The sequence below is a fragment of the Deinococcus arcticus genome (genome assembly GCF_003028415.1).
Taxonomy (GTDB): Bacteria; Deinococcota; Deinococci; order Deinococcales; family Deinococcaceae; genus Deinococcus; species Deinococcus arcticus.
This window is the reverse complement of the sequence record NZ_PYSV01000004.1, coordinates 43,048-64,680: the sequence shown is the minus strand read 5'-3', so window position 1 is coordinate 64,680 and position 21,633 is coordinate 43,048. Positions and strand designations below refer to the sequence as shown.

Annotated in this window: 23 protein-coding genes; 9 read left to right on the top strand and 14 right to left on the bottom strand. The window is 70.1% G+C overall.

The window, feature by feature from the left end:
• Positions 1 to 54 precede the first annotated feature (54 nt).
• Positions 55 to 1,302, bottom strand: a complete 1,248-nt coding sequence (locus tag C8263_RS05410; RefSeq protein ID WP_107137107.1) for an ABC transporter substrate-binding protein — start codon at positions 1,300 to 1,302, stop codon at positions 55 to 57.
• Between the two features lie 100 nt (positions 1,303 to 1,402).
• A complete protein-coding gene (locus C8263_RS05405; protein ID WP_107137106.1) occupies positions 1,403 to 2,413 on the bottom strand; it encodes a LacI family DNA-binding transcriptional regulator in 1,011 nt (336 codons plus the stop codon).
• Positions 2,414 to 2,617: 204 nt separating this feature from the next.
• Here C8263_RS05405 and C8263_RS05400 point away from each other — a divergent pair, with 204 nt between their 5' ends.
• Positions 2,618 to 3,175 carry a GNAT family N-acetyltransferase gene (locus tag C8263_RS05400; protein ID WP_107137105.1) on the top strand — a complete coding sequence of 186 codons (558 nt, stop codon included), beginning with the start codon at positions 2,618 to 2,620 and terminating at the stop codon, positions 3,173 to 3,175.
• On the opposite strand, the gene C8263_RS05395 is transcribed toward C8263_RS05400, so the two are convergent.
• From C8263_RS05395 to C8263_RS05375, 5 genes are all read right to left on the bottom strand, one after another.
• The gene (locus C8263_RS05395) at positions 3,141 to 5,363 is read right to left on the bottom strand and encodes a fimbria/pilus outer membrane usher protein (RefSeq protein WP_107137104.1); all 2,223 of its coding nucleotides are present in this window, start codon (positions 5,361 to 5,363) and stop codon (positions 3,141 to 3,143) included. The genes C8263_RS05400 and C8263_RS05395 overlap by 35 nt on opposite strands.
• Complete coding sequence (locus C8263_RS05390) at positions 5,341 to 6,048, bottom strand: fimbrial biogenesis chaperone (RefSeq protein ID WP_107137103.1); 708 nt, start codon at positions 6,046 to 6,048, stop codon at positions 5,341 to 5,343. The genes C8263_RS05395 and C8263_RS05390 overlap by 23 nt, the downstream gene beginning before the upstream one ends.
• Positions 6,045 to 6,494, bottom strand: coding sequence for a hypothetical protein (locus C8263_RS05385; RefSeq protein WP_107137102.1), 450 nt, complete (start codon positions 6,492 to 6,494; stop codon positions 6,045 to 6,047). Before C8263_RS05385 ends, C8263_RS05390 begins: the two co-directional genes overlap by 4 nt.
• A gap of 61 nt (positions 6,495 to 6,555) precedes the next feature.
• Positions 6,556 to 7,140, bottom strand: coding sequence for a hypothetical protein (locus C8263_RS05380; RefSeq protein ID WP_107137101.1), 585 nt, complete (start codon positions 7,138 to 7,140; stop codon positions 6,556 to 6,558).
• Between the two features lie 249 nt (positions 7,141 to 7,389).
• Entirely contained in the window at positions 7,390 to 7,908 is a 519-nt protein-coding gene (locus C8263_RS05375; RefSeq protein ID WP_107137293.1) for a M23 family metallopeptidase, read from the bottom strand.
• Between the two features lie 101 nt (positions 7,909 to 8,009).
• On the opposite strand from C8263_RS05375, the gene C8263_RS05370 reads away from it, so the two are divergent.
• Positions 8,010 to 9,287 (top strand): M16 family metallopeptidase, encoded by a 1,278-nt coding sequence (locus C8263_RS05370; protein WP_107137100.1) that lies wholly within the window; start codon positions 8,010 to 8,012, stop codon positions 9,285 to 9,287.
• Positions 9,280 to 10,530 carry a M16 family metallopeptidase gene (locus C8263_RS05365; RefSeq protein ID WP_107137099.1) on the top strand — a complete coding sequence of 417 codons (1,251 nt, stop codon included), beginning with the start codon at positions 9,280 to 9,282 and terminating at the stop codon, positions 10,528 to 10,530. The genes C8263_RS05370 and C8263_RS05365 overlap by 8 nt, the downstream gene beginning before the upstream one ends.
• 165 nt (positions 10,531 to 10,695) lie before the next feature.
• On the opposite strand, the gene C8263_RS05360 is transcribed toward C8263_RS05365, so the two are convergent.
• The 5 genes from C8263_RS05360 to mqnE all read right to left on the bottom strand — a co-directional run bounded on the left by C8263_RS05360 (position 10,696) and on the right by mqnE (position 14,513).
• Positions 10,696 to 11,583 (bottom strand): hypothetical protein, encoded by an 888-nt coding sequence (locus tag C8263_RS05360; protein WP_146160599.1) that lies wholly within the window; start codon positions 11,581 to 11,583, stop codon positions 10,696 to 10,698.
• 65 nt (positions 11,584 to 11,648) lie between these two features.
• Positions 11,649 to 12,521: a menaquinone biosynthetic enzyme MqnA/MqnD family protein gene (locus C8263_RS05355; RefSeq protein ID WP_107137097.1), complete on the bottom strand. Its 873-nt coding sequence runs from the start codon at positions 12,519 to 12,521 to the stop codon at positions 11,649 to 11,651.
• 5 nt (positions 12,522 to 12,526) lie between these two features.
• Positions 12,527 to 12,997: a hypothetical protein gene (locus C8263_RS05350; RefSeq protein WP_146160598.1), complete on the bottom strand. Its 471-nt coding sequence runs from the start codon at positions 12,995 to 12,997 to the stop codon at positions 12,527 to 12,529.
• A gap of 31 nt (positions 12,998 to 13,028) precedes the next feature.
• A complete protein-coding gene (locus C8263_RS05345; RefSeq protein ID WP_233218658.1) occupies positions 13,029 to 13,355 on the bottom strand; it encodes a nuclear transport factor 2 family protein in 327 nt (108 codons plus the stop codon).
• A gap of 15 nt (positions 13,356 to 13,370) precedes the next feature.
• Entirely contained in the window at positions 13,371 to 14,513 is a 1,143-nt protein-coding gene (gene mqnE, locus C8263_RS05340; RefSeq protein ID WP_107137094.1) for an aminofutalosine synthase MqnE, read from the bottom strand.
• A gap of 110 nt (positions 14,514 to 14,623) precedes the next feature.
• Between mqnE and C8263_RS05335 the strand changes: the two genes are divergently transcribed.
• The 3 genes from C8263_RS05335 (at position 14,624) to C8263_RS05325 (ending at position 17,084) form a co-directional block, all read left to right on the top strand.
• Entirely contained in the window at positions 14,624 to 15,637 is a 1,014-nt protein-coding gene (locus tag C8263_RS05335; RefSeq protein ID WP_158263746.1) for a GGDEF domain-containing protein, read from the top strand.
• A gap of 74 nt (positions 15,638 to 15,711) precedes the next feature.
• The gene (locus C8263_RS05330; protein WP_107137092.1) at positions 15,712 to 16,038 is read left to right on the top strand and encodes a DUF3006 family protein; all 327 of its coding nucleotides are present in this window, start codon (positions 15,712 to 15,714) and stop codon (positions 16,036 to 16,038) included.
• 167 nt (positions 16,039 to 16,205) lie between these two features.
• Positions 16,206 to 17,084, top strand: a complete 879-nt coding sequence (locus C8263_RS05325; RefSeq protein ID WP_233218657.1) for a ComEC/Rec2 family competence protein — start codon at positions 16,206 to 16,208, stop codon at positions 17,082 to 17,084.
• A gap of 11 nt (positions 17,085 to 17,095) precedes the next feature.
• Here the strand turns inward: C8263_RS05325 and C8263_RS05320 are convergent, their stop codons facing one another.
• Entirely contained in the window at positions 17,096 to 17,980 is an 885-nt protein-coding gene (locus C8263_RS05320) for an RluA family pseudouridine synthase (RefSeq protein ID WP_107137091.1), read from the bottom strand.
• An 813-nt stretch (positions 17,981 to 18,793) separates the two neighbouring features.
• Here C8263_RS05320 and C8263_RS05315 point away from each other — a divergent pair.
• Together C8263_RS05315 and trmB are read left to right on the top strand one after the other, a co-directional pair.
• Positions 18,794 to 19,537, top strand: a complete 744-nt coding sequence (locus C8263_RS05315) for an FAD-dependent oxidoreductase (RefSeq protein WP_107137090.1) — start codon at positions 18,794 to 18,796, stop codon at positions 19,535 to 19,537.
• The gene (gene trmB, locus C8263_RS05310; protein WP_107137089.1) at positions 19,534 to 20,526 is read left to right on the top strand and encodes a tRNA (guanine(46)-N(7))-methyltransferase TrmB; all 993 of its coding nucleotides are present in this window, start codon (positions 19,534 to 19,536) and stop codon (positions 20,524 to 20,526) included. The genes C8263_RS05315 and trmB overlap by 4 nt, the downstream gene beginning before the upstream one ends.
• Positions 20,527 to 20,668: 142 nt before the next feature.
• Here trmB and C8263_RS05305 read toward each other — a convergent pair whose 3' ends face one another.
• Positions 20,669 to 21,055: an SCP2 sterol-binding domain-containing protein gene (locus C8263_RS05305; protein WP_107137088.1), complete on the bottom strand. Its 387-nt coding sequence runs from the start codon at positions 21,053 to 21,055 to the stop codon at positions 20,669 to 20,671.
• 239 nt (positions 21,056 to 21,294) lie between these two features.
• Here C8263_RS05305 and C8263_RS05300 point away from each other — a divergent pair, with 239 nt between their 5' ends.
• Positions 21,295 to 21,591, top strand: coding sequence for a hypothetical protein (locus C8263_RS05300; RefSeq protein ID WP_107137087.1), 297 nt, complete (start codon positions 21,295 to 21,297; stop codon positions 21,589 to 21,591).
• Positions 21,592 to 21,633: the final 42 nt, after the last annotated feature.

Genomic DNA, 21,633 nt, shown 5'->3' with positions numbered 1-21,633 from the left:
GTGCACAGAGACCACCTGCATCCTCCACCGGCCGAGAAGGTGCCGGGCGGGCGCTTACCGGGCGCGGCGCAGAATCTGGGCGCGGGCGTCCGAAAGGGCCTGCTTGATGTCCTTGCCCTTTTCCAGCACGTTGGTCAGCTCGGTCTGCACGATCTGGTCTGCCACCGAGTCGTACTTGTTCACGTCAATGGGCTGGGTCTTGGCGGCGGCGTCGCGCCACAGCACGCGCGCCTTCTGGCCGCCCAGGAAGTCCACCGGATCACTGAACACCTTGTTCTTCTGGGCCGCCACCAGCGCCGGGAAGGCGCCGTTGTCCTCGAAGGCCGCGATCTGCGAACTCTGGTTCATGGTCATGAACTTGATGAACTCCCAGGCCCACTGCTTATTTCTGGCCTTGCTGGGAATGCCGTAGAAGGTGCCGCCCCACGAGGCAAAGGAGCGCTCCGGGAGGTTCTGCACGCGCCACAGCCCCTTGGTTTCCGGGGCCATCCAGTTCTGCAGGGCGCCCTGCAGCCACGCGCCGGAAAACTGCGTGGCCACCGTGCCCTTTTTAAAGGCGTCGTACCACTCGTTGGTCCACTCGCCCACCTTGGCGTCCAGCCCCGCGTCCCGGATCTGCTTGCTGAGGGTAAAGGCGCGCACGAACCGGGCATTGTCCGGGCCCACCAGCAGGTTGTTGGCCTTGTCGAAGTAAATGCCTTCGCCGCTTTTCAGGTTCGTGCGGATGATGATCCCGTATACCGAGGCCGCCGTGTTCACGAGGTACGCGCCGGTCTTGGCCTTGATGGTCTTGCCGGCGGCAATGTAGGATTCCCAGGAGCGCTGCATATTCACCGGGTTCACGCCCGCCTTGTCCAGCACGTCCTTGCGGTAGAAGAAGGTGCCGGGGCCAATGTCGGTGGGCATGGCGATAAAGCGCCCGTCGCTGCTGGTGGCCTGCGCAATCGTAAAGGGCGTGAACAGCTTCTTGGAGGCGGCGGCGTTGTAGGGCGCCTTGTTCAGGTCCTCCAGGCCCTGCCCCTCGGCAAATTTGGCCACGTAGCCCACCTCAATGGCCATCACGTCCGGCAGGCCCTGGCCAGTGGCCAGCGCGGTAGTCATGGCGTTGTGGTGGTCGGCGTACTGCTGCGCCTGCATGTTGATGGTTACATTGGGGTATTTCTTCTGCCACGCGGGCAAAATCGCCTTGATCGAGCTGTCCAGGCTGGGAAAGACCGCCACCGTCAGGGTGACCTTTTCCTGGGCGCTCGCCTGACCCAGCAGCAGGGCGGCGGCGAGAGCGGACACGAGACCTTTCTTCATAGAAACCTCCAGAGGTTATGAAAGCGCTTTCAGAATGAGGGGAAAGAAGGGGCCAGTGGGCCCGCAGCCGGGGAAGGGGGAAGCTAACCCGCAGGGCCCGTCATGACGGCCTCCGGGGCGGGGCAGTGGAGTCCCGCACCACCAGTTCGGGGGTAAACACGTGCCGCTGCGCCGGCTGGCCGTCCAGCAACTTCAGGGCCTCGTGCGCGGCACTCACGCCAATGTCGTAGATGGCCTGACGCACAGTGGTCAGGGGTGGGGTCATCAGGCGGGAGGTCACCACATCGTCAAAGCCGGTCAGGGACACGTCGTCGGGCACGCGTCGCCCGGCGCGGTACAGCGCCAGCCGGGCGCCCAGGGCCATCTGGTCGTTGGCACACACCAGCGCCGTGAAGGGCAGGCCCGTGGCCAGCAGCCGCTCGGCCGCGCCCTGCCCACCGTCTTCAAGGTAGTGGCCCACCTCCATCAGCGCGGGCGGGGGCGTCAGGCCCGCCTCGTGCAGGCAGCTCAGAAAGGCGGCCTTGCGCGCCATGGCGTCACTCTGGCGCTCGGCCCCGCTGATGTAGGCGAACTGGCGGTGCCCCAGCGAGAGCAGGTGCTGCGCAATCAGGCGCATGCCCAGGGCGTTGTCCAGCACGATGCAGCTTTCGCCCAGCCCCTGCACCTCGCGGCCCACGGCGATAATGGGCACGCGCTGGGCCAGGGGGCGCAGCACCTCGTCGTCCACGATGCCGCCCAGCAGAATCACGGCGTCCACCCGGCGGGCCAGCAGCACGTTCAGGGCTTCCTGCTCGCGTTCGGTGCGCCACTGCCCGCTGATGACGATGGGATGGTACGGCGTGTCGTTCAGCGCCGCTTCAATGCCGGCCAGCGCCTCGCCGTAAAAGGTGGAATGCAGACTGGGCGTGACCACCCCGATGGTGAGGCTGCGCCCCCCCGCCAGCGCCTGCGCCTGCGGGTTGGGCCGGAAGTTCAGCCGCGCAATCACCGCTTCCACCCGCACCCGTTTGTCCGGCGCCACGTTGGCGGTGCCGTTCAGAATGCGTGACACCGTGCTGGGCGAAACGCCCGCTTCACGCGCCACTTGGGCCAGGGTCACTGGTTCGAGCACAGCCTGCTCCTTTTGCGCGCAGACACCGCTGTCTGCCGCAGAACACCTTGAGAGATAGCGGCAGCGTAGTCCTCTTTGAAAGCGCTGTCAAGACGGCAGAGTGAAGCGCCAGGTGGTGGGTGGCCGGGGCGGCAGGCCACACCGTTCAGCGCAGCGCCGTGAACCAGGCCGGCCCCCGTCAGTGCGGCGTATTACAGTCGCCCTATGCAGCACGACCTCACCCTCTCGGCTGGCCCGTACACCCTGCGCCCCCTGCAGGAGGGCGACATTGCGCCGCTGCTGGCCCTGGCGCAGGCCAGCGCCCACGAATACGCGCAGATGGTCACGCCGCCCACCCTGGCGCGCTACTACGCAGCGGCGCTGCAGGCCGGGGACCAGCAGCCCTTCGTGGCCCTGGTGAACGGCGAGTATGCCGGCGCCACCCGCTACATGGAGATGCGCCCCGCGCAAAAACGCCTGGAAATTGGCAGCACGTGGCTGGCCCCGGCCTACATGCGCACGCCGGCCAACCGCACCTTCAAGCGCCTGCTGCTGGCCCACGCCTTTGAGGTGCTGGGCATGCGGCGTGTGGAGATCAAGACCGACCTGCTGAACACCCGTTCGCAGCAGGCCATTGAGGAGCTGGGGGCGGTGCGCGAGGGGGTGCTGCGCCAGCATATGCCGCGCCAGGACGGCACCCAGCGCGACACGGTGATGTATTCCATTGTGGCGGCCGAGTGGCCTGCGGTCAGGGCGCGGCTGGAGGGATCGGCACGCAGGTGACCGTCTCGGTGCCGGGAATGAGCTGAACTTGGCAGGGCGGCGCGCCGGGGTCCTCCTCGGTGGCCTGCACGGTCTGCGGCGCGCTGAATTCCGGCACCAGGGCCCAACCCTCGTCGTCGGTGGTGGGGTCGCCCTTGAGGGCCAGCCGGGCGTATTTCAGCGGCGTGCCGTCCGGGCGCAGCAGCCGCACCCAGGCAAAGCGCGCAAAGTTGCCGGTCCAGTCCAGCACGGTCACGCCGTAGGGCGACAGGCTCAGGGTGCGGCCATCCTCCTGCACGCTGACCGTGACCGGCAACTGCTCGAAATCCGGGGCCACAGCCGCCACGCGCGTGCCGCTGGCCAGCAGCACCAGGGCGTCGCCCCGGCGGTCGGTGACCACCGGCACGCCCCCCACCACCAGCGGCACGCCGGCCACGCCGGTCCGCACCAGGACCCCGGGGCCAGTTTCGGCGGCTGTGAGGTACAGCTGACCCCCCACCAGGGCGGCCCCCACGCTGCCCGAGACCCGCGCCTCGCCCGTGGTGGACAGCTGCGCGGCGGCGCGGCCCTGGCCCACGTACTGGTAGCCCACTGTGGCGGCGCGCGCCGCGCCGCTGCCCACCACCACCCCGGCATTCAGGGTGTGTTCGGGGGCCAGCTGATAGACCGCCCGGGTTTCCAGCAGCGTGCTGCCGTTCTCGGCGGTGGCGGCGGCGTTCAGGCCCAGTCTGGGCGTGGGGGTCCAGGTGGCGCTCAGGGTGGCCCGCCAGCCCAGCTGCCCCGCGTTGGTGCTCACGGCGGCGCCCAGGGCCACGCTGAGGTCGGCGCTGAATTTGCGGCTGGCGCTCAGGCCCAGTTCGCCGCGCGCCGCGCCCGGGGTGGCCTGCGCCCGCAGGCCCAGGCTGGTGCCGCGCGCACTCCAGCCCACCTGCCCCGAAACCGAGGCCGCGCGCAGGTCCAGCGGCGGCACCACCGCGCCTGCGCCAAAGCGCCACTCGCCCCGGGCCCAGGTGGCGTCGCCACTGAGCAGCAGCCGGGTGCGGGTGGCCGAGTCGTACTGCACCCCAAAGCCGGTGTTCAGGTCGGTCACCACGTAGCGCGCCGAGGCCTTGAGCTGCTGGCGGGCCGTATCGGCGTCCAGTTCGGCACTCAGGCTCCACGCGTCGTTCAGGCCGTACACAGCGGTGGCCTGCGCAGCCGGGCGGGTGCCGCGCAGCCCCGCCTGGGCCCGCACGGCCAGGGCCTGCGCCGTCACCTGAATGTCGGCGGCCGTGTAGGTCACGCGCTCAAAACGCGTGCCGGTGGCGTCGCGGATGCGCAGTTCTACCGTCCCGGCCGGCAGATCCAGCGGCAGGTTCCGGATGGTCAGGGTGCCGGCCGCCGCGTTCAGGCGCGGCACCTCCACGCCGGGCACGCGCAATTCCACCTCGGCGTCCAGCGGCAGGGCCAGGACCAGCTGCGGCAGGCGGTAGGCACGCACACTGCCGAAGGTCACGGTCAGGCCGCTGATCTGTTCGTCGGCCAGCCGCACCGGGCCGCCCGCCACCCGGACCGCGTAGGCGGCGACCTCTACCGACAGGTTGTCGCGCACCTGATACGCGGCGCTGAGTTGCCCCTGCCACGCGGTGCTCAGGCCCTGGCCCCCGGCTTCGCCCAGCTGGGCCCCCAGGGCGAGGCGGCCGTTCTGATAGCCGGCACGCACGGCCGCGCTGTGGGTCAGCACCGCCGGCTGACCGGCCTCGCCGGGGCGGCGCGCCGCCTCGCCCTGCACGCCCAGGGTGGTCACGGGCAGGGTGGGCAGCACTTCGGCCTCCGGGGGGCGCACCTGCCCCAGGTCCAGGGTGTTGTTGGGCAGCAGTTCGGTGCGCCCACCCACGCTGAGGGTCAGCTCGCCCGGGTCAAAACGCACCTCCAGCGCGGCGTTCAGCCGCACGAAGTCCTGGTCGTCGCAGCGCACGCGGGCGTCGGCGTACCCGGCCTCCGCCTCGCGCAGCACCCCCGGCGAGAGCCACACGCGCTCGCCGTCGATCAGGGCCAGGGCGCCGCCCCGGGCCTGCCCCGCCACGGCCACCTCCACAAAGGTCTGCGGCAGGGCGCAGGGTTCAGGCTCGGCCTGCGCCTGGGCGCCCGCGTGGCCCAGGGCCAGCGCGGCAGCCAGCCACAGGGCCGCGCCCGGCCGGCGGCGCTCAGGGCAGGCGCAGCGGTTCACGCCGCTCCTCGCCGTTCATGTCGGTATACACCAGTTCGGCGGCCCCGGGCAGGGCGTCCAGCGTCAGCGGCAGGGTGAGGGTGCTGCTGCCCAGCACGGCGGCATTGCCCAGGCTCAGGCGCGCGTCACCGGCCACCACAGTCACGTCACGCAGGGTCAGGTGCCGGTTGCCGGCGTTGGTCAGGTCCAGCACCACCTTGTCGCCCTGCAGGCGCAGGCTGTAGCTCATTTTCGGGGTGCTGCCCGCCGGGGCCACGTACACCGGCATGGACACCTGCACCAGCTGGCGCAGGGTCAGGCCCACGTTGCCCTCGCTGCTCTGCTGGGTGGCCACCTCGGCGGTGGGCACCTGCCGCACAAAGACGCGGTAGGCCAGTTCCTCGCCCCCCGCCTTTTTCAGCAGGCCCACCCGAATCACCTGGCTCTTGCCGGGTTCCAGGGTGAACTGCGCCGGATTGACCACCACGTCGCGCGTGGAGCTGTACACATGCTGGCCGTTTTCAGTGCTCCATCTGCGGATCTCCACCTGAAAGGTCATGGGCACGTCGCCGGTGTTATCCATGCGCACCTGCGCGGTGTTGGTGCGCGCCGGGTCCATGTTGAAGGCGGTGGGGGACAGGGCGAAGGTCTGGGCGCCGGCCACACCCAGCAGGCACAGCAGCGTCCACAGCAGAAAGCGAATCATGGCAGGTCTCCAGCAGGGTCCAGCGCCTCGGCGCGGACCGAAAGTAGGGTCGAGTAGTCGCCGCCGGCCAGATTCAGCTGCCCGGGCGGCACCAGCACTTTCAGGGTAAAGGTGCGCCGTCCCACCACATTCAGGTCGGCGGGCCAGTCGGTCAGCAGGGCCTGGGCGGTGGCGGCCCCCGACTGCAGCGTCAGGGGCGCGCGCGGGCCGCGCAGGGGACCATCAGGCGTGCTCAGGCTGACCGCAAAGCGCCCCGGTGGGCAGGCCACCGTGACCTCCAGCTGCCCCTGCGCCCCCACCGGAAAGCGGTAGGGCTCTATCAGCGCCGCCACGCGAATCTCGCAGCGGGGAACCGGGGAGCCGGGGGTGGCCTGGGCCACTGAAAACAGCGTGCCCCCTATCAGGGCCGGCAGCAGCGCAGCGGGCAATCTGAACAACGCCATCATCTCCTTCTACGGCGAAGCAACCTGACCTCTGGATGGGGTCAGGTTGCCCGGCGCCGAATGCTTACTCGTCGTAGTTGAAGCTGACCACCAGGTTGCCGGTGTAGTTGCCGCCCGGGACCGACCACGCGGTGTTCAGGTCGCTGCCGGCGCCGCCCAGCTTGAAGGTCACGAGGCGCTCGTAGTACTGGTAGGTCATGGTGTTGCCGTTGCCCATGTTGCGGTTCATGGTGCCGGTGATGCCGTTGGTGACCGCCATGGTCCAGGGGTTGGTGGCGCTCCAGGCCCCGCCCTTGATCTGGAAGCTGTAGGGCTGACCGCCGCCGCTGGTGTCGCGGGTCATGGTGATGTCGGCAATGGGGGCAATCGTCAGGGCGGTGCGGTGGTTACAGTCCACGCCCAGCGCGCGGATGGCGGGGGTGGTGACGTTGCGCACGGCGCTGACCACGCCGCCGCCCAGGGTGTTCAGGTTGACCGCGCTCCAGGTGCGGCTCAGGCCAGCGGCGCCGTTGTACTCGGGGTTGGTGTAGCCCGTGATGCACACGTTCTGCACGCGCATGTTCAGCGGCGTGGTCTGGGTACCGGCCACGTTGGCGGCGGCGGCGGTGCTTGCGGTCAGGCCCAGGGCCAGCAGTGCAATCTTCCTCATGATCTTCCCTCCGGGGTGTGGGGGCCTGGGGTGCAGGCCAGCGGTGATAGGTGGGGTGCCTGTCGCGCAGGGCCGGCCGGTCGGACCCCCGCTGAATGACGGCAACTTGGCGTTCCGGCTCAGGTCACGGATGGGAAGGGACGCTCCCCAGCACCTCCGATCCGTTTCCTGTGCCCTCAATGTAAAAAACCCCACGTTAACGGGGCGTTAACCTAAAAAAAGACGGCTCAGAGCCGGAAAATCGCCTGTCTATTGTTCCGGGCGCAGCAGCGGATAGGGATTGATGGCGCCCCCCGCGGTGTAGATGCCGTAGTGCAGATGAGGCGGCGTGCCGCGCGCGTTGCCGCTGTCGCCCACAAAGCCCACCACGTCGCCAGGCTGCACCCAGTCGCCGCGTTTCAGGTTGGGATAGCGTTCCAGGTGGGCGTAGTAATGGCGCTGCCCGGCCGGGCCCAGCACGGTCACCGTGCGCCCGCCCAGGCCATTGGGCCCCACGTTCAGCACCAGGCCGCGCGTGGTGGCCTGAATGGGCGTGCCGCGCGCGGCAAAGATGTCAATGCCCTCGTGGCGGCGCCCGCCGCTGCGGGCCGCGCCCCAGGTGTCTTCAAAGCGCTGCCCCGGCAGCGGGTTGGGCAGACTGCGCGCCGCCGGTGCCGGGGCCGCCAGCAGGGCGGAAACCCGCCGCGTCTGTTCCAGCACCGGCCACAGCCACCACAGGGCGCCGGCCAGCACCGCCAGCACCGCCCCCCACCACAGCACCCTTCGCATGCCGCCCAGCATGGCGCCCGGGGCCGCCGGGTAAAACCAGCAAAAGTTGCAGTGTGCCGCCGGGCGGGGGCGCCCAGCACGCGGCGCGCTAGAGTGGCCGGATGCCTGTGGCCCCTCCCTCTGCCCACCTGTGGACCCTCCCGGGTGGCCTGCGCCTGGCCTTTGAGCGCCGCCGCAGCCCCGGTTTTGCCTTTGATCTGCGCCTGCCGGTGGGCAGTGCCCACGACCCGGTGGGCCTGGAAGGCGCGGGCGGCGTGCTGGAAGAGTGGCTGTTCAAGGGCGCCGGGGGCCGGGGCGCGCGCGCCCTGCAGGACGCCTTTGACGATCTGGGTGTGCGCCGGGGCGGCGGCGTGGGCCCCGAGGCCACCCGCCTGAGCGTGAGCGGCCTGCAGGCCGACCTGGGCGCGGCCCTGGCCCTGTGCGCCGACGTGCTGATGCGCCCCGAACTGCCGGAAGCCGAGCTGCCGGTGCTGACCGATCTGGCCCGGCAGGACCTGGAGAGTCTGGCCGACAGCCCTGCCGATCAGCTGGCCGTGCGCGCGCGCGAGGTGACCTTTCCGCGCCCGGCCGCCTCGCCGTTTGCTGGTTACGCCCACCCGGTCAGCGGCACCGTGGGGGGGCTCCTGGCGCTCACGCCCGGCGCCCTGCGCATGCACCTGGAGCGCTACGGCCAGGCGGGCGCCGTGCTGGGTGTGGTGGCCGACCTGCCCCCCGAAGGCGTGCTGGCCCTGGTGCAGGCCACGCTGGGCAAGCTGCGCACCGGCCACGCTGACGCGGTGCCAGTGGCCTTTGCCCACGGCGCCCGCGCCCACGTGCCCAACGAGGATGCTGAGCAGACCCACCTGAGCCTGCTGGCCCCCGGGGTTCCGCCTCAGAGCCCGGACTGGTTGTCCTGGCAACTGGCCCTGAACGCCCTGTCGGGCGGCAGCGCCAGCCGCCTGTTTCACGCCGTGCGCGAGGAACGCGGCCTGGCCTACGCGGTCAGCGCGGGGCCCGTGGTTCTGGGGGCCGAGGGGTTCCTGAGCGTGTATGCCGGCAGCACCCCCGCCCGCGCCGCCGAGACCCTGGCCGTGGTTCACGAGGAACTGGCGCGCCTGTCCCAGGGCCTGACGCCGGCCGAATTTGAGCGCGCCCGCGCCGGGCTGGCCACCAGTCTGGTGTTCGGCGCCGAGAGCCTGCGCGGCCGGGCCCACGCGCTGACGCGCGATGTGGCGCTGTTTGGCGGGGTGCGCGCGGTGGCGGGCCTGCGCGCGGCGGTGCAGGCCCTGACGCTGGCGCAGGTCAACGCCTTTCTGGCCGACTATCACCCCATCCAGGGCGCCGCCGTGGTGACCCTGGGCCCCGGCACCCCCCTGTCCCTGGAACTCACCCATGCCTGAGCCTGTTTCCCCTCTGTCTCCCCTGATTCGCCACACCCTGCCCGGCGGCCTGCTGCTGCTGCTGGAGCCCGACCCCGAGGCCCAGACCGTGGCCGCCGGCTACTTCGTGCAGACCGGCAGCCGTGAAGAGGCTGACGCTGAGCGGGGCGCCAGCCACTTTCTGGAACACCTGCTGTTCAAGGGCAGCGAGCGGCTGGGCGCCGCCGAACTGAACGCCCGCCTGGACGAACTGGGCGGGCAGGTGAACGCCTTTACCAGCGAGGAGGCCACCGTGTACCACGCCGCCACCCTCCCCGAGCAGACGGGCGCCCTGCTGGAGACCCTGACCGAACTGATGCGCCCGGCCCTGCGGGCGGCCGACGTGGAGACCGAGCGCGGCGTGATTCTGGAAGAGATTGCCATGTACGCCGACCAGCCTGCTGCCCGGCTGGCCGATGAACTGCGCGCCGACTACTGGGGCCCGCACGCGCTGGGCGCGCCGATTCTGGGCACGCCTGAAACCGTCGGGGCCCTGAACGCGGCCACCCTGGCCCGCCACCACCGCGAGCGCTACGGGGCCGGGCGGGTGGCCCTGGTGATGACCGGGCAGTTTGACCCCGCACAGGTGCGGGTCTGGGCCGAACAGAATCTCCAGGACTGGCCTGCCGGGCGGCCGGCCCCCCCCCTGGTGCCCGCCGTGCCTGTCTGGCCGGAGGGCGTGCGCGTGCTGCCCGACCCGGCCCTGAGCCGCGTGCATGTGGCCAGCGCCTGCCCCGGCCTGGGCACCGCCCACCCGCTGCGCGAGGCCGCGCAGGTGCTGGCCGATCTGATCGGCGGCGAGAACGGCGCCCTGTACTGGGCCCTGGTGGACACCGGGCTGTGCGACAGCGCCGACCTGGGCCATCTGGACTACCAGGACGCAGGCACCTTTGAAGGGGGCTTGACCTGCGACCCTGAGCGCGCCCCCGAGGCCCTGGCGATCTACCGCCGGGTGCTGCGGACGGCCGCTGACCTGATCACCCCGCCGGCGGTGCGCCGCGCCGCGCGCAAGCTGGCGGTCGGCACCCTGCTGCGCGCCGAAACCCCGCAGGGGCGCCTGTTCACCCTGGGCCTGGAACACCTGGGCACCGGCTGCACGCCCGACACAGCGCAGCTGGTGGCGCGCTACGAGGCCGTGACCGTGGAGGCCGTGCAGGCGGTGCTGGCCCAGTGCCCACTGGAGCGCCTGACCGTGGTGGTGCTGGGGCCGGTGGATTCGGTCTGAATCGGTGGGCGCCGGGATCTTAAGTCGCTCGCTGCCAAGCCCCCGATCAACCGAGCGGGCTGGAACAGCTGCGCCGTAGAGCGAGTCTCGAAAAAAGGACGTTGCACCGGGCGTGGAGACTGTTCGGTGCTCTCCTACAAAGTCCTAACGTGAGGGGCAACGTCCTTAGGCCCGGGGCAGCCAGGGAAAGCGCCCCAGCAGATAGATCATCACCAAGGCTTCCTGGGTGGGCGCCGTGCCGATAACCTCGTATTCGCTGTGGCCTCCTGGGCGCAGCAGGCTGAAGCCACCGTCCGTCTCCACGATCACGGGAAGGGGTTCGCCCGAGGGGGCCCGCCTGATGTGGCGCTCAGTCCAGCCCGTTGCAGTGGCGTAGGCGGCCAGCTGCCCGGCGGTCACGGGAAAGGCCCGGCGATAGTCCTCATCGCTGAGCGCCGACCAGGGTCCGGCGCCCACGCCGTAGAGCTGCGCCGCCGTCCAGCCGGGATCGGGCCCATTCAAAAGGGCCTCGCAGGCTTGCGTTTCATCCAACTGCCGCCTGAGCTGCAGTGGGCGCGCCGGGCGCAGGTTGGGCAGACGGCACTGGGTCCGCCCCACGCTCAGGGTCACTGGTCCTGCCGGCAGCAGCCGGGGTAGCCGGGCCGTCAGGTCGTACCACCGCTCGGCGCTTTCCAGCGTGAGCTGACAGGCACAGAGGCGCAGCGGCAGGGGTGAGTGGTGGGGCACATGCAGCCAGAGCTGCACCTCCTGGGGCCCCAGCGAGGAGGAGGGCGGGACCTGAAGGCGCAGCTGCACCTCTTCGCCCAGCTGCGGCGACGCGGTGACCAACCGCAGCCGGCAGCGCGACCGGGGCGGCGCAGGGCGCGGGGCCGGCACTGGACGGTGGGCCTCACGCCAGGCCCCCCAGCCCACGCCCAACAGTCCCAGCCCAAGGGCTGCCCAGGCCAGCGGCGTGCCCGGCTCTGTCAGCACGCCGGCGCTGCCCAGCGCCCCCAGCCCAATGCCGCCCCTGAGCACTGTGTCCAGACGGGCCCCCTCAACAGGCCCCCTCAACAGGCCCAGGTGCGGCGACCTGTCTGGACGGCTGGGTCTGGGCCCCCTGAACAGGCGGCCCGGTCTCAGCGCGTCTGCTCATAGGGCCGGCTGGCTGCCACAGGCCCGGGCCGGGGCCCAAAGGTCAGTTCGGCGTGGCCGGGCACGGCCTTGGCCGCAAATTCGTGCAGGCCCAGGCGGTCGGGGGCTTCCAGGTGGTAGCGGAAGTTCCACAGGTAATGCTGAATGACGCGCTCGGGCAGGCCCAGGCGCGGGGCGTGGCGGCGGGCCACGGCGGCGAGGTGCCCAATGCCCTCGCGACGGGCCTCGCGCATGGCCTGAATCAGCTCGGGGGGTGGGGGGTTGTCCTTGCGGTAGGCCCACACGGCGAAGGTAAAGGGGTGCCCGGTCAGGTCAAACCACGCGCAGGCCAGGTCCGTCACGGTGATGCCCCGGCCGGTGTTGGGCAGGCTGGTCATGGTGGTCCGGGCCGTCAGGGGGCCCACCACGCCGTACCACTCACGCAGGGCGCTGTCACCAATGCGCAGCACCCCGTCGTAGCCCTGGCCCAGCAGGGTGCCGGCGTCGCCCTCGGCGCGTTCCAGCACCGGGCTCAGGCCGCGTTCGCGCAGCAGCACTTCCAGCAGCGCCACACTCATGGCCGACTGCGCGGTCAGGGCAATGCGGCGCAGCTGATGCAGCGGTCGCGTGTGAAACAGGTTCACCGAATACACCGGCCCCAGCACCGCCACGCTGAAATCCGGCAGGGCTTCCAGAGTGTCGGCGTTGCGAATGAACTCCACCGCGCTGATGTTGGCGATATCCACCCGCCCCGAGAGGAGCGCCGCGTTCATCTCGGTGGGCACGCCCGTGATGGCGGTGACCCCGGGGGGCAACACCAATGTGTCCAGAATGGGGGCCACATTGGTGTAGTGAATCCAGCCGGCGCGGTAGGTCATGGGCGTCACCAGAAATCCAGAGGGTCAGGGCGCTGCTCGTCGTTAAAACCGTGCTGCAGGAGGTCTGCGGAAGTGACCTGCACGGGTGCAGCAGGCCACACAGCAGCCACGATTTGAAGAAGAAGCTCCGTGGCTTTCCGCCTCACCTCGCTCCCGGCCCCACCCACAGAAAGATAAGCCTGTAAGAGCTGCTTGCCAGACTCACCCTGTTCTTCCAATTTGAGGTAGAGCAGCCCTTCCTCCAGCACACCGCTTTCCTGGGCCTGGATGGCTTCAATGCCGCGCCGGAACAACAGGGCTTGTGGCCCGGTCTCCGTAAAGAAACCGGCAGACGAGAACTCGCGCAGCGGGGTGCCGAAAGCGGCCTCAAGTGCCTGATTGAAGCCTCGCATGTCGTCCGCCAGTCCGGCTTCCGCCGAACAGTACCTCTGGACATCCAGAACAGACTGAATCAAGTTTTCGCGTGTGTAGATCATGCTGGCCACCGCGCCCGGCGCGCTCTTGCTCTCACGGCACCACCTGTACGCTCACCGCCTGCCACTGGCCTTCACGCCGGGCGTACACGCGCAGGAAGCTCTGCACACGCTCGCCGCCGGCGTACAGGGTGCCCCGGGTAATGGCTGCGTCGCCGTACACGCGGCTGGCGTGGCGCTCGAAGATCAGATCCCGGGGCGGGGTGCGGTTCATGTTGGCCAGCAGATTGGCCTTGAAGACGGCTGTGCCGTCGGGGAAAAAGGCCAGCCAGTCGTCGGCCAGCACGCCGGCCATGCGCGCCGGGTCGCCGTGGTGGTAGGCAGCGTTCCAGGCGTCGTCCAGCGCCAGAACGGCGTCCATTTCACTGCTCATGGCCTAGTCCGCCGCTTCCGCGCTGCGGGGAAAGGTGGCCAGTTCGTGGTAGTAGGCGTCGCGCAGCACCGGCACGCGCCCGGCGTGCTGAATCATGCGGATCATGCCCGCCTGCGACAGCGCCATGGGGCTGGTGGCCCCGGCGGCGTGGGCAATGTGCTCTTCCTGAATGGTGCCGTCAATGTCGCTCACCCCCCAGTCCAGGCTCACCTGCGTCAGCTCAGAGCCGATCATCACCCAGTAGCCCTTGATGTGCGGAAAGTTATCCAGGTAAATGCGCGCCACGGCGAGGTTGCGCAGGTCGTCCAGGCCGGTGGTGAAATCGGTCTTGCCCAGGTTCTGTGCCAGCGTGTTGCCCAGTGGCTGAAAGGCCAGCGGAATAAAGGCGTGAAAGCCGCCGCCGTGGCGGGCCAGCGAATCGTCCTGCAACTCGCGCAGGCGGTGCATGTGGTCCAGGCGCTCTTCCAGCGTTTCAATGTGCCCGTAGAGCATGGTGGCGTTCGTGCGCATGCCCAGCGAATGGGCCTCTGCGTGAATCTGCAGCCACTTCTCGGCCTTGACCTTGTTTTTTGCCACCTGCTTGCGCACCCGGTCGGCAAAAATCTCGGCGCCGCCGCCGGGCATGGCCGCCAGCCCGGCCGCCTGCAGCTCACGCAGCACCTCCAGGGTGGGCTTCTTGCTGACCTTGCTGAGGTGCTCGATTTCAGCGGCCGTGAACGCCTTGACCTGCAACTCCGGGTACGCCTCGCGCAGCCCGCGCACCATCTGCGGGTAAAAGGCCCAGGGGTGGTTGGGGTGGTGCCCGCTGCTCATGTGCAGTTCGGTGATGCCCGGCAGGTAGCGCTGGCCCACCTGCGCGACCACCTGTTCGGGGCTGTAGTCCCAGGCGCGCGCCTCGCCCTTGCGCGCGGCAAAGGCGCAGAAGGTGCAGCCCACGTAGCAGATGTTCGTGAATTCCAGCCGCATGGAGTGCACGAAATACACCCTGTCGCCGTGCAGCGCCCGCTTGCGCCAGTCGGCCAGGCGCATCAGGGTGTTCAGGTCGCGCGTTCTGAACAGCTGCATGCCTTCGTCAAAGCTCAGTCGGGCCCCGGCCTCGACCTTCTCGGCAATGGGGGCCAGCGCCGGATCAGAGAGCCACTTCATGGCGGCAGCATACGCGCTGATCAGGACTGAAAATGTCCCCCTGCCCCCGGGGGCGTTCACCGGGGGCGCGGCGCCGGGGGGGCGGGCTGCGTGCCACAATAGGGCCCAAGGTGATCACCTCCACCACCGACGCGCAGCGGCAGATCGCCCGGTACCGCTCCCTGGTGCAGGTCACGGCGGCCCTGGCCCGCCACGCGCGCACCCCGGACCTGCTGCGCACCATGCACGTGGAGGTGCAGCGGCTGTTTGCCATGCCCGTGACCCTGCTGGCCCGGCGCACGCCAGGCGGCGGCTGGCACTGCCTGACCCTGGAAAGTCACAACATGGCCGAACAGGTGCTGGCCCCCCGCCGCGACGGGCTGCTGGAGCGGGTGCTGGGCGGCACGCTGCGCCTGGAGAACGATCTGCCGGCCTACCTGCAGCGCGAGGGGCTGGGCGTGGTGCGCGTGCATTACCGCCACGATCTGCCGCACACCATGTCCTGGATGGGCGTGCCGCTGCAGGTGGGCCACGAGGACATTGGCGTGCTGTCGGTGCAGAGTTACGACCTGCACGCCTTTGGCCCCGAGGACCTGGAATTTCTGGAACTGCTGGGCATCCACCTGAGCGTGGCCCTGGAAAATGCTGCTCTGCACGAGCAGATTGAACGTGAAGCGCGCACCGATCCCCTGACCGGGCTGGCCAACCGCCGCCACTTTACCGAGCAGGTGGAGGCGACCCTGCGCCGCACCGCCCGCGGCGAGCCCTGCACGCTGGCGGTGCTGGATGTGCAGGAATTCAAGGCGTTCAACGACACCTATGGGCATCTGGCGGGCGATCAGGTGCTGGAGGGGCTGGCGGCGCTGCTGCGCAACCTGGGCGAGGGCAGCAGCGCCTTCCGGCTGGGTGGCGACGAGTTTGCCGCGCTGCTGCCTGTAGACCGCGCCGGCGCCGAAGCGCAGGTAGACGAGTTTCTGGCGTGCGTGGCGGCGGCGCCGTGGCCGGTGCCAGCAGCGCCGCGCGTGAATGTGGGGCTGGCCCCGGTTTGGCCCGGGGCCACCCTGAGTGACTGGCTGCGCGAGGCCGACGCCCGCATGTACCGCGCCAAGCGGCGGCGCACGCACCGGCTGGACGGGGCCGGCTGAGCGGCCCTGTTCAGCTGGCCAGAATCCACCCCGGCCCACGCCGGAACCCCGGCCGGCTGCGCTACGCTGAAAACATGACCCGCAGGAGTGATCCGGCAGAGACAGAACAGCCCGGCGAACGCTGGATCGTGGATGGCCTGGAAGCCACGCCGCGCGGCCCGGTGGCGCGGCTGGAGCGCCCGGACGGCCAGACGGTGACCCTGCCCCTGACCGGGTTGCCGGACGGACTGCAGGAAGGCGACGTGCTGGCCCTGCGCGAGGGCCCCGACGGCGCCCGCCTCGTGCGCCTGCCCGCCGAGATCGCCGCACGCCGCGCCCAGGCCCAGGCCCGGCTGGACGCCCTGAATGAAGCGGGGCGCGGGGCCCTGCCGCTGGGTGACGACGGGGAGATGACCCTGTGAGCGGCGCGGGCCAGGGGGGCAAGGCGAAGGGAGCGGCCCCAAAGAAACCCGCCTCCAGAAAGGCGGCGGCCCCTGCCGGCACGGCTGGCCGAAAGGCGAGCCCCAGGGCAGCCAGATCCCAGCGCCCGGGCCGCGCCGCCCGGACCCGGGGCCCGGCCCCTTCAGACGTGCTGGGCGTGCTGGTGCTGCTGGCCACCGTGGGGCTGGCCGCCTGCGGCTGGATGCGCCAGCAGGAGGGGGGCGGCGCCGCCGGGGGCGGAGGGGCGCCCACCACGGCCCCGGTGGGCGGCGAGGTGGTCATCCGTTTTCTGGACGTGGGCCAGGGTGACGCCATTCTGGTGCAGAGCCCCGAAGGCAAGACCCTGCTGATTGACGGGGGCCGCAGCGCTGAGCGGATGCGCGAGCACCTCAAAGCCCTGGACGTGAGCCGGCTGGACCTGATGGTGGCCACCCACGCCGACGCCGACCACATCGCTGGCCTCGTGCCAGCGGCGGCCCTGAAGCCGCGTGTTTTCATCAACAACGGCCTGGGCGGCAGCACCCAGACCTGGGAGCGGCTGGTCGCGGCGCTGCAGGAGGCGGGCGCCACCTTTACCAAGGCCAGCAACCAGACGGTGAATCTGGGCAGCGTGAAGCTGCGCGTGGTGGCCCCGCCCCCCGGGCTGGGTGACGACCAGAACGAGAACAGCGTGGGCATTGCCCTGCAGTTCGGTGAGTTCCGCGCCCTGATGACCGGCGACAGCGAAACGCCCGCCACCGAGGGCTGGCTGGCCCAGGAACGCGACGACCTGCAGGGGCCATTTCAGGTGTACAAGAGCATTCACCACGGGGCGGCCAACGGTGACAGCGCCGCGTGGCTGGCGAACGTGCGCCCCGAAAACGTGGTGATCAGCGTGGGCACGCCCAATTCCTACGGGCATCCCACCAGGAAGGTCCTGGACCTGTACCGGCAGGCGGGCGCGCGGGTGTACCGCACCGACCGCCAGGGCACTGTGACCTTCCGGGGCCGCGCCGACGGCACCTATTCCGCAGAAACCGAACGGTAACGCCCAGGGGCTCAGCGCAGTTCCGGCGGCGGCGGCGCCTCTAAGGTCAGGAGCTGGCCGCTGAGGGGGTGAACAAAGCGCAGGGTCCAGGCGTGGAGCCAGTACCCCAGGTCGCCGGGCAGGCCCGGCAGGTCTGCGTGCGGCGTGCCCCCGGGGCCATACAGCGGATCGCCCACCAGCGGGTGCCCGATGCTGGCGAGGTGAATGCGGATCTGGTGGGGCCGCCCGGTGGCAATGGTCACGTCAAACAGGGTCTGCGCCGCGCCGCGCCGGACCACCTGCGCGTGGCTGAGGGCCGCCTTGCCCCCCGGCGAGGCCGCGTGCACCGTGCCCAGCCGGGGGTGGGGCACCGGGCCGATGGGCGTCGTGATGGTGGAGGTGTCCTGCGCGGCCTCGCCCTGGGCCAGCGCGCGGTACACCTTGCGCACCTCGTGTTCGCGCCACGCCCGCGCCAGCGCCGAGCCCGCCGCCCCCGTGCGGGCAAACAGCACCAGCCCCGAGGTGCCGCGCCCCAGGCGGTGCAGGGGGTGGGCGCCGGGATAGTCCCGCTGCACCAGCGTCAGCAGGGTGTGGGCCAGAAAGCCGCCGCCGGGCAGGGTGGGCAGACCAGGGGGTTTGTGCACCGCCAGCAGGGCTTCATCTTCGTGCACCGTGGCGTAGTGCAGGGGCGCGGCCTCTTCCTGCCAGGGGGGGCGGTGCCAGGTGACGGTCTGGCCGGGGCGCAGGGGCTGGTCGTGGGTCAGTCGCACGCCGTCCACCTCCAGCTCGCCCTGTTGCAGGCGCGCGGCCCAGGTGGCGGGGGTGGAGTGGCGGTAGTCGTGGCTGAGGAACGCCAGCACGCCGGGCCAGGGGCAGTGGACCTGGGTTCGGTAGGCGTAGCCGGTGTTGAGGGGCATGGGGGTAGGGTAGAGGGTGGGCGGGGGGTCTTGGATGACGCTTTCTGGTGGCCTGCCCCAGCCCCCTCCCCCAGACTCGCAGAGCTGCGCCGCAGAGGGAGACGACTTCGCCGCGCAGGCCGCCCGGCGCGTTGCCGCTGGTTTGACGGGCGTGCCTGGCACCTGGGAGCGGGTGGAGCGGCGCTGCGCTGGCAAACGTTGACTGATACGTGTTCCGAAAAATTCCGTAACATGTTACGGAATTTTTTCGACCAGAGGGAGAGGGAAAAGAGACGGAGTTCCGGGAATTGGGCTGGAACAGCGCCGAAGGCGGGGAACATCCGGCGCTGTCCCGGATGTTACGGAAATGGACGGAATCCGTATGAGGCGATAGGGCGGCCTTCCTTCGCCCCGCGTCGTACGCCTTGGTCCGCCTCCGCCCATCTTCGTACGCCCGCGCGCTGCGCGCCAAGGAGCAAGTGAGCCTATGTCACCAAACCAAGATGAGTGCCTCGCAGAGCTGCCCCGCAGAGGGGCCGCCCCCGAACGGGTGGGGCCACGTTCGACGGCTTCGTCTGGACCCGGGCGGGAATGGGGCAGGAAGGCTTGGTGCGGCCCGGAAGGTTCTCCTTTTCAACAGATGGGGTGATGTTTCGGTCCTCTCCCCCGTGAGACTCGGAGAGCTGCTCAGCACAGAGGGTCTTGCACAGCAGGGGCTGGCTCGAAGAGCTGCTTGCAGAAGGGGCCCACAGACCACCGACGCTGCCCACCTTCTACCCCCATCTGTTCCCACAACCCACGTCCCACCACCTGCCTTCCCCTACACTGACCCCCATGTTTGGCCCCGCCTCTCCCCGAAGCCGCCCGCAACCCGGGCACCTGTACGACGTGGCCGTGGTGGGTGCCGGCCTGGCGGGCACGGAACTCGCGTGGCGGCTGGCGCGCGCCGGGCAGGATGTCCTGCTGGTGTCGCAGGCCCTGGACCACCTGGGCAACCTGTACCAGCCGGGCACGCAGGGCGTCACCTTTCCGGCGGGCAGTCTGTTTGAAGAGGTCCGCGTGGGCATGGCGCAGGGCACCGACGGCTGGACCTTTCACCGCCTGCTCAAAGCGCGCATTGAGGAAACCGCCGGCATTCACCTGCTGCAGAGCACCGTGACCGCCCTGGACGAGGACGAAAGCGAGGTCTTGCTCTCCACCTGGGAGGGGCCCAGTCTGCGTGCCCGGCGCGCGGTGCTGGCGGTGGGGGCGTTCCTGAAGGGCCGGCTGCTGGTGGGGGAGACCATGGAGGAAGCCGGGCGCCTCTCGGAGGTGGCCTACGACTTCCTGGCCGATGATCTGGCCCGCAGCGGTGTGTGGCTGGTTGGCCAGGAGCGCCGCGCCGAGGGTGAGGGCGTGGAGCCCCCCTACGACGTGCGCTTTCTGGTGCCCGCGCCCGGCGAACTGAACGGCTTCCGGGTAGGCCGCTTTGAACGGGTGCAGATGCTGGGCCAGTGCACCCCGGGCGAGCACACCTACGCCAGCGTGCTGCAAGGCGCCGCGCGGCTGGCCGCCGAACTGCTGGAGGAGCGCGCATGATCTTCCGCCTCTCGGATTTCCAGTTTCCCGAGCGGGCCGCGCGCCTGTACCCCGACACCCCGGAGCGGCCCTGGGTGCTGGAGGTGGGCTTTGGCGACGGGCGCTTCTGGCCGCACTTTGCGCGCACCTTCCCGCAGCCGCCCAATTACCTGGGCGTGGAACTTTCGGGGGTGTCGCTGCTCAAGGCCCACCGCCGCTTAAAGGAGGCGGGGCTGGGCAACGCCATCCTGACCAAGCTGCCGGCCGACGTGCTGGTGCGAGAAGTGGTGCCGCACGCGGGCCTGGATCTGATCGTGGTGAACTTCCCCGACCCCTGGCCCAAGGCCGGGCACACCGACCACCGGCTGCTGCGCGCGCCCTTCTTTCGTCTGGCTGCCAGTCGCCTGAAGCCCGGCGGCGCGCTGCTGCTGACCACCGACCACGACGAGTATTTTGCCTTCGCCTGTACTGAGGCCGAGGCCAGCGGCGTGATGCGCGTGGAGCTGGGCCCGCCGCCCCCCGCCGCACTGGAAACCAAGTACGCCCTCAAATGGCGCGACCTGGGCCTGGGCGTGAACCACGCCCGCTTCGTGCCGCTGGCCCACGCGCCGGTGCCCCACGGCGACACCGCTGCCTACCCCGATTCGCCCACCCCGGAGACCCCCGTGCCCCACGCTGTGCTGACCCTGCCCGCCACCTTTGAGCCCCAGACCTTCGAGAAAGTGACCCAGCGCAGCCCGCAGGGGCGCGGCGCCGAATGGACCGTGGTGTTGCTGGAGCTGTACCAGGCCCTGCGGCGTGACGGCTGGGTGGCCCTGGCGCATGTGGTGGAAGGCGAACTGACCCAGGAGGTGCTGGTGGGCATCACCGCGCGCGAGGACGGTACCCATCTGGTGCGGCTGGCCAAGTTTGGCGGGCCCATTATCACCCCGGGTGTAAAAGCGGCGGTGGGCGCGGTGACCGGGTGGCTGGAAAGTCAGGGCGCCTTGGTCAAGCACCGGGGGTACTAAGTCGCTCGCTGTTGATCCCCCCATCAGCCGAGCGGGCTGGAACAGCTGCGCCGCAGAGCGAGTCTCGAAAAATGGACGTTGCACCGGAAGTGGAGACTTTTCGGCGCTCTCCTGAAAAGTCGTAACGTGAGGGGCAACGTCCTTAAGGGCCTGCTGTCGCCTCCCGGTACGCCGCCTGCACCAGCTTCAACCCGGGGGCCAGGGCCAGGGCGCGCAGCAGCGGGCCTTCTATGCGCAGCGCGCCGGCTGTCATGGCGGCCACCGGGTTCAGGTCGCCGCGCCAGAAGGCGTGGGCCTGCGGGCCACTGAGGACAAAGGTCAGGTCGGCGTCGCCCTGGCGGGCCACCGCGCCGCTGCGCACCTGGGTCTGGCCGCTGCGCCCGTCCACCAGCACGTAGGCGTCCGGCCCTGTATGGACAAAACGCAGGGCCAGCCGCGCCTGGGCGGGCCCGGGGTCGGCGGCGCGCAGGAACACTTCGGTCAGCCGCGCTTCAAGCTCGGCGCCCGTATGGGGCCAGGAGGTGGACATGCGGTCAGGTCAGCGTGATCCCCAGACCAACACCGTCAGAAGTGCTGCAAAGAAGCGGCTGGGGGCGCGAAAACGGGCCATCGTTCCGCGCTTCATGAAGCGTGCGCGCCTACACTCGGCACGGGCGGCGGTGTGGTTTGCTGCGCAGGCAGGACAGAGGCAACGAAGCCGCTCGGCATGCGCCCAGGCGCCGGCTCAGCGGTCCGCGTTCCCTGCCCGCTTTTTCAGGAGGTGTTGCCATGAACCAGCAGTTGCAGCAGACCCTTCAGGCCCTGTCGGGCGGTCTTCAGGGCGTGCCCGCCAGCGCGGCCGTTCAGAACGTCACAGCGTGGCACGAGACCCTGGAGGGCGTTCCCGGCGCCGAAATCGTGGTCGAGCATCTGGCCAGCCTGAAGTCGGCGCTGGAAAGCGGTGATCTGGAAGGCGCCGCCGCCCTCCTGCCCGATCTGGGGGCCGCCACCGAGTCCCTGGCCGCCGACGCCCCGGAAGCCGATCAGGACGGCCTGCGCCAGCTGGCCACCGCCCTGCAGGGCTGAACCACTCCCCTTGTGTCCCGGGCCCCGTCTATGCTGACGGGG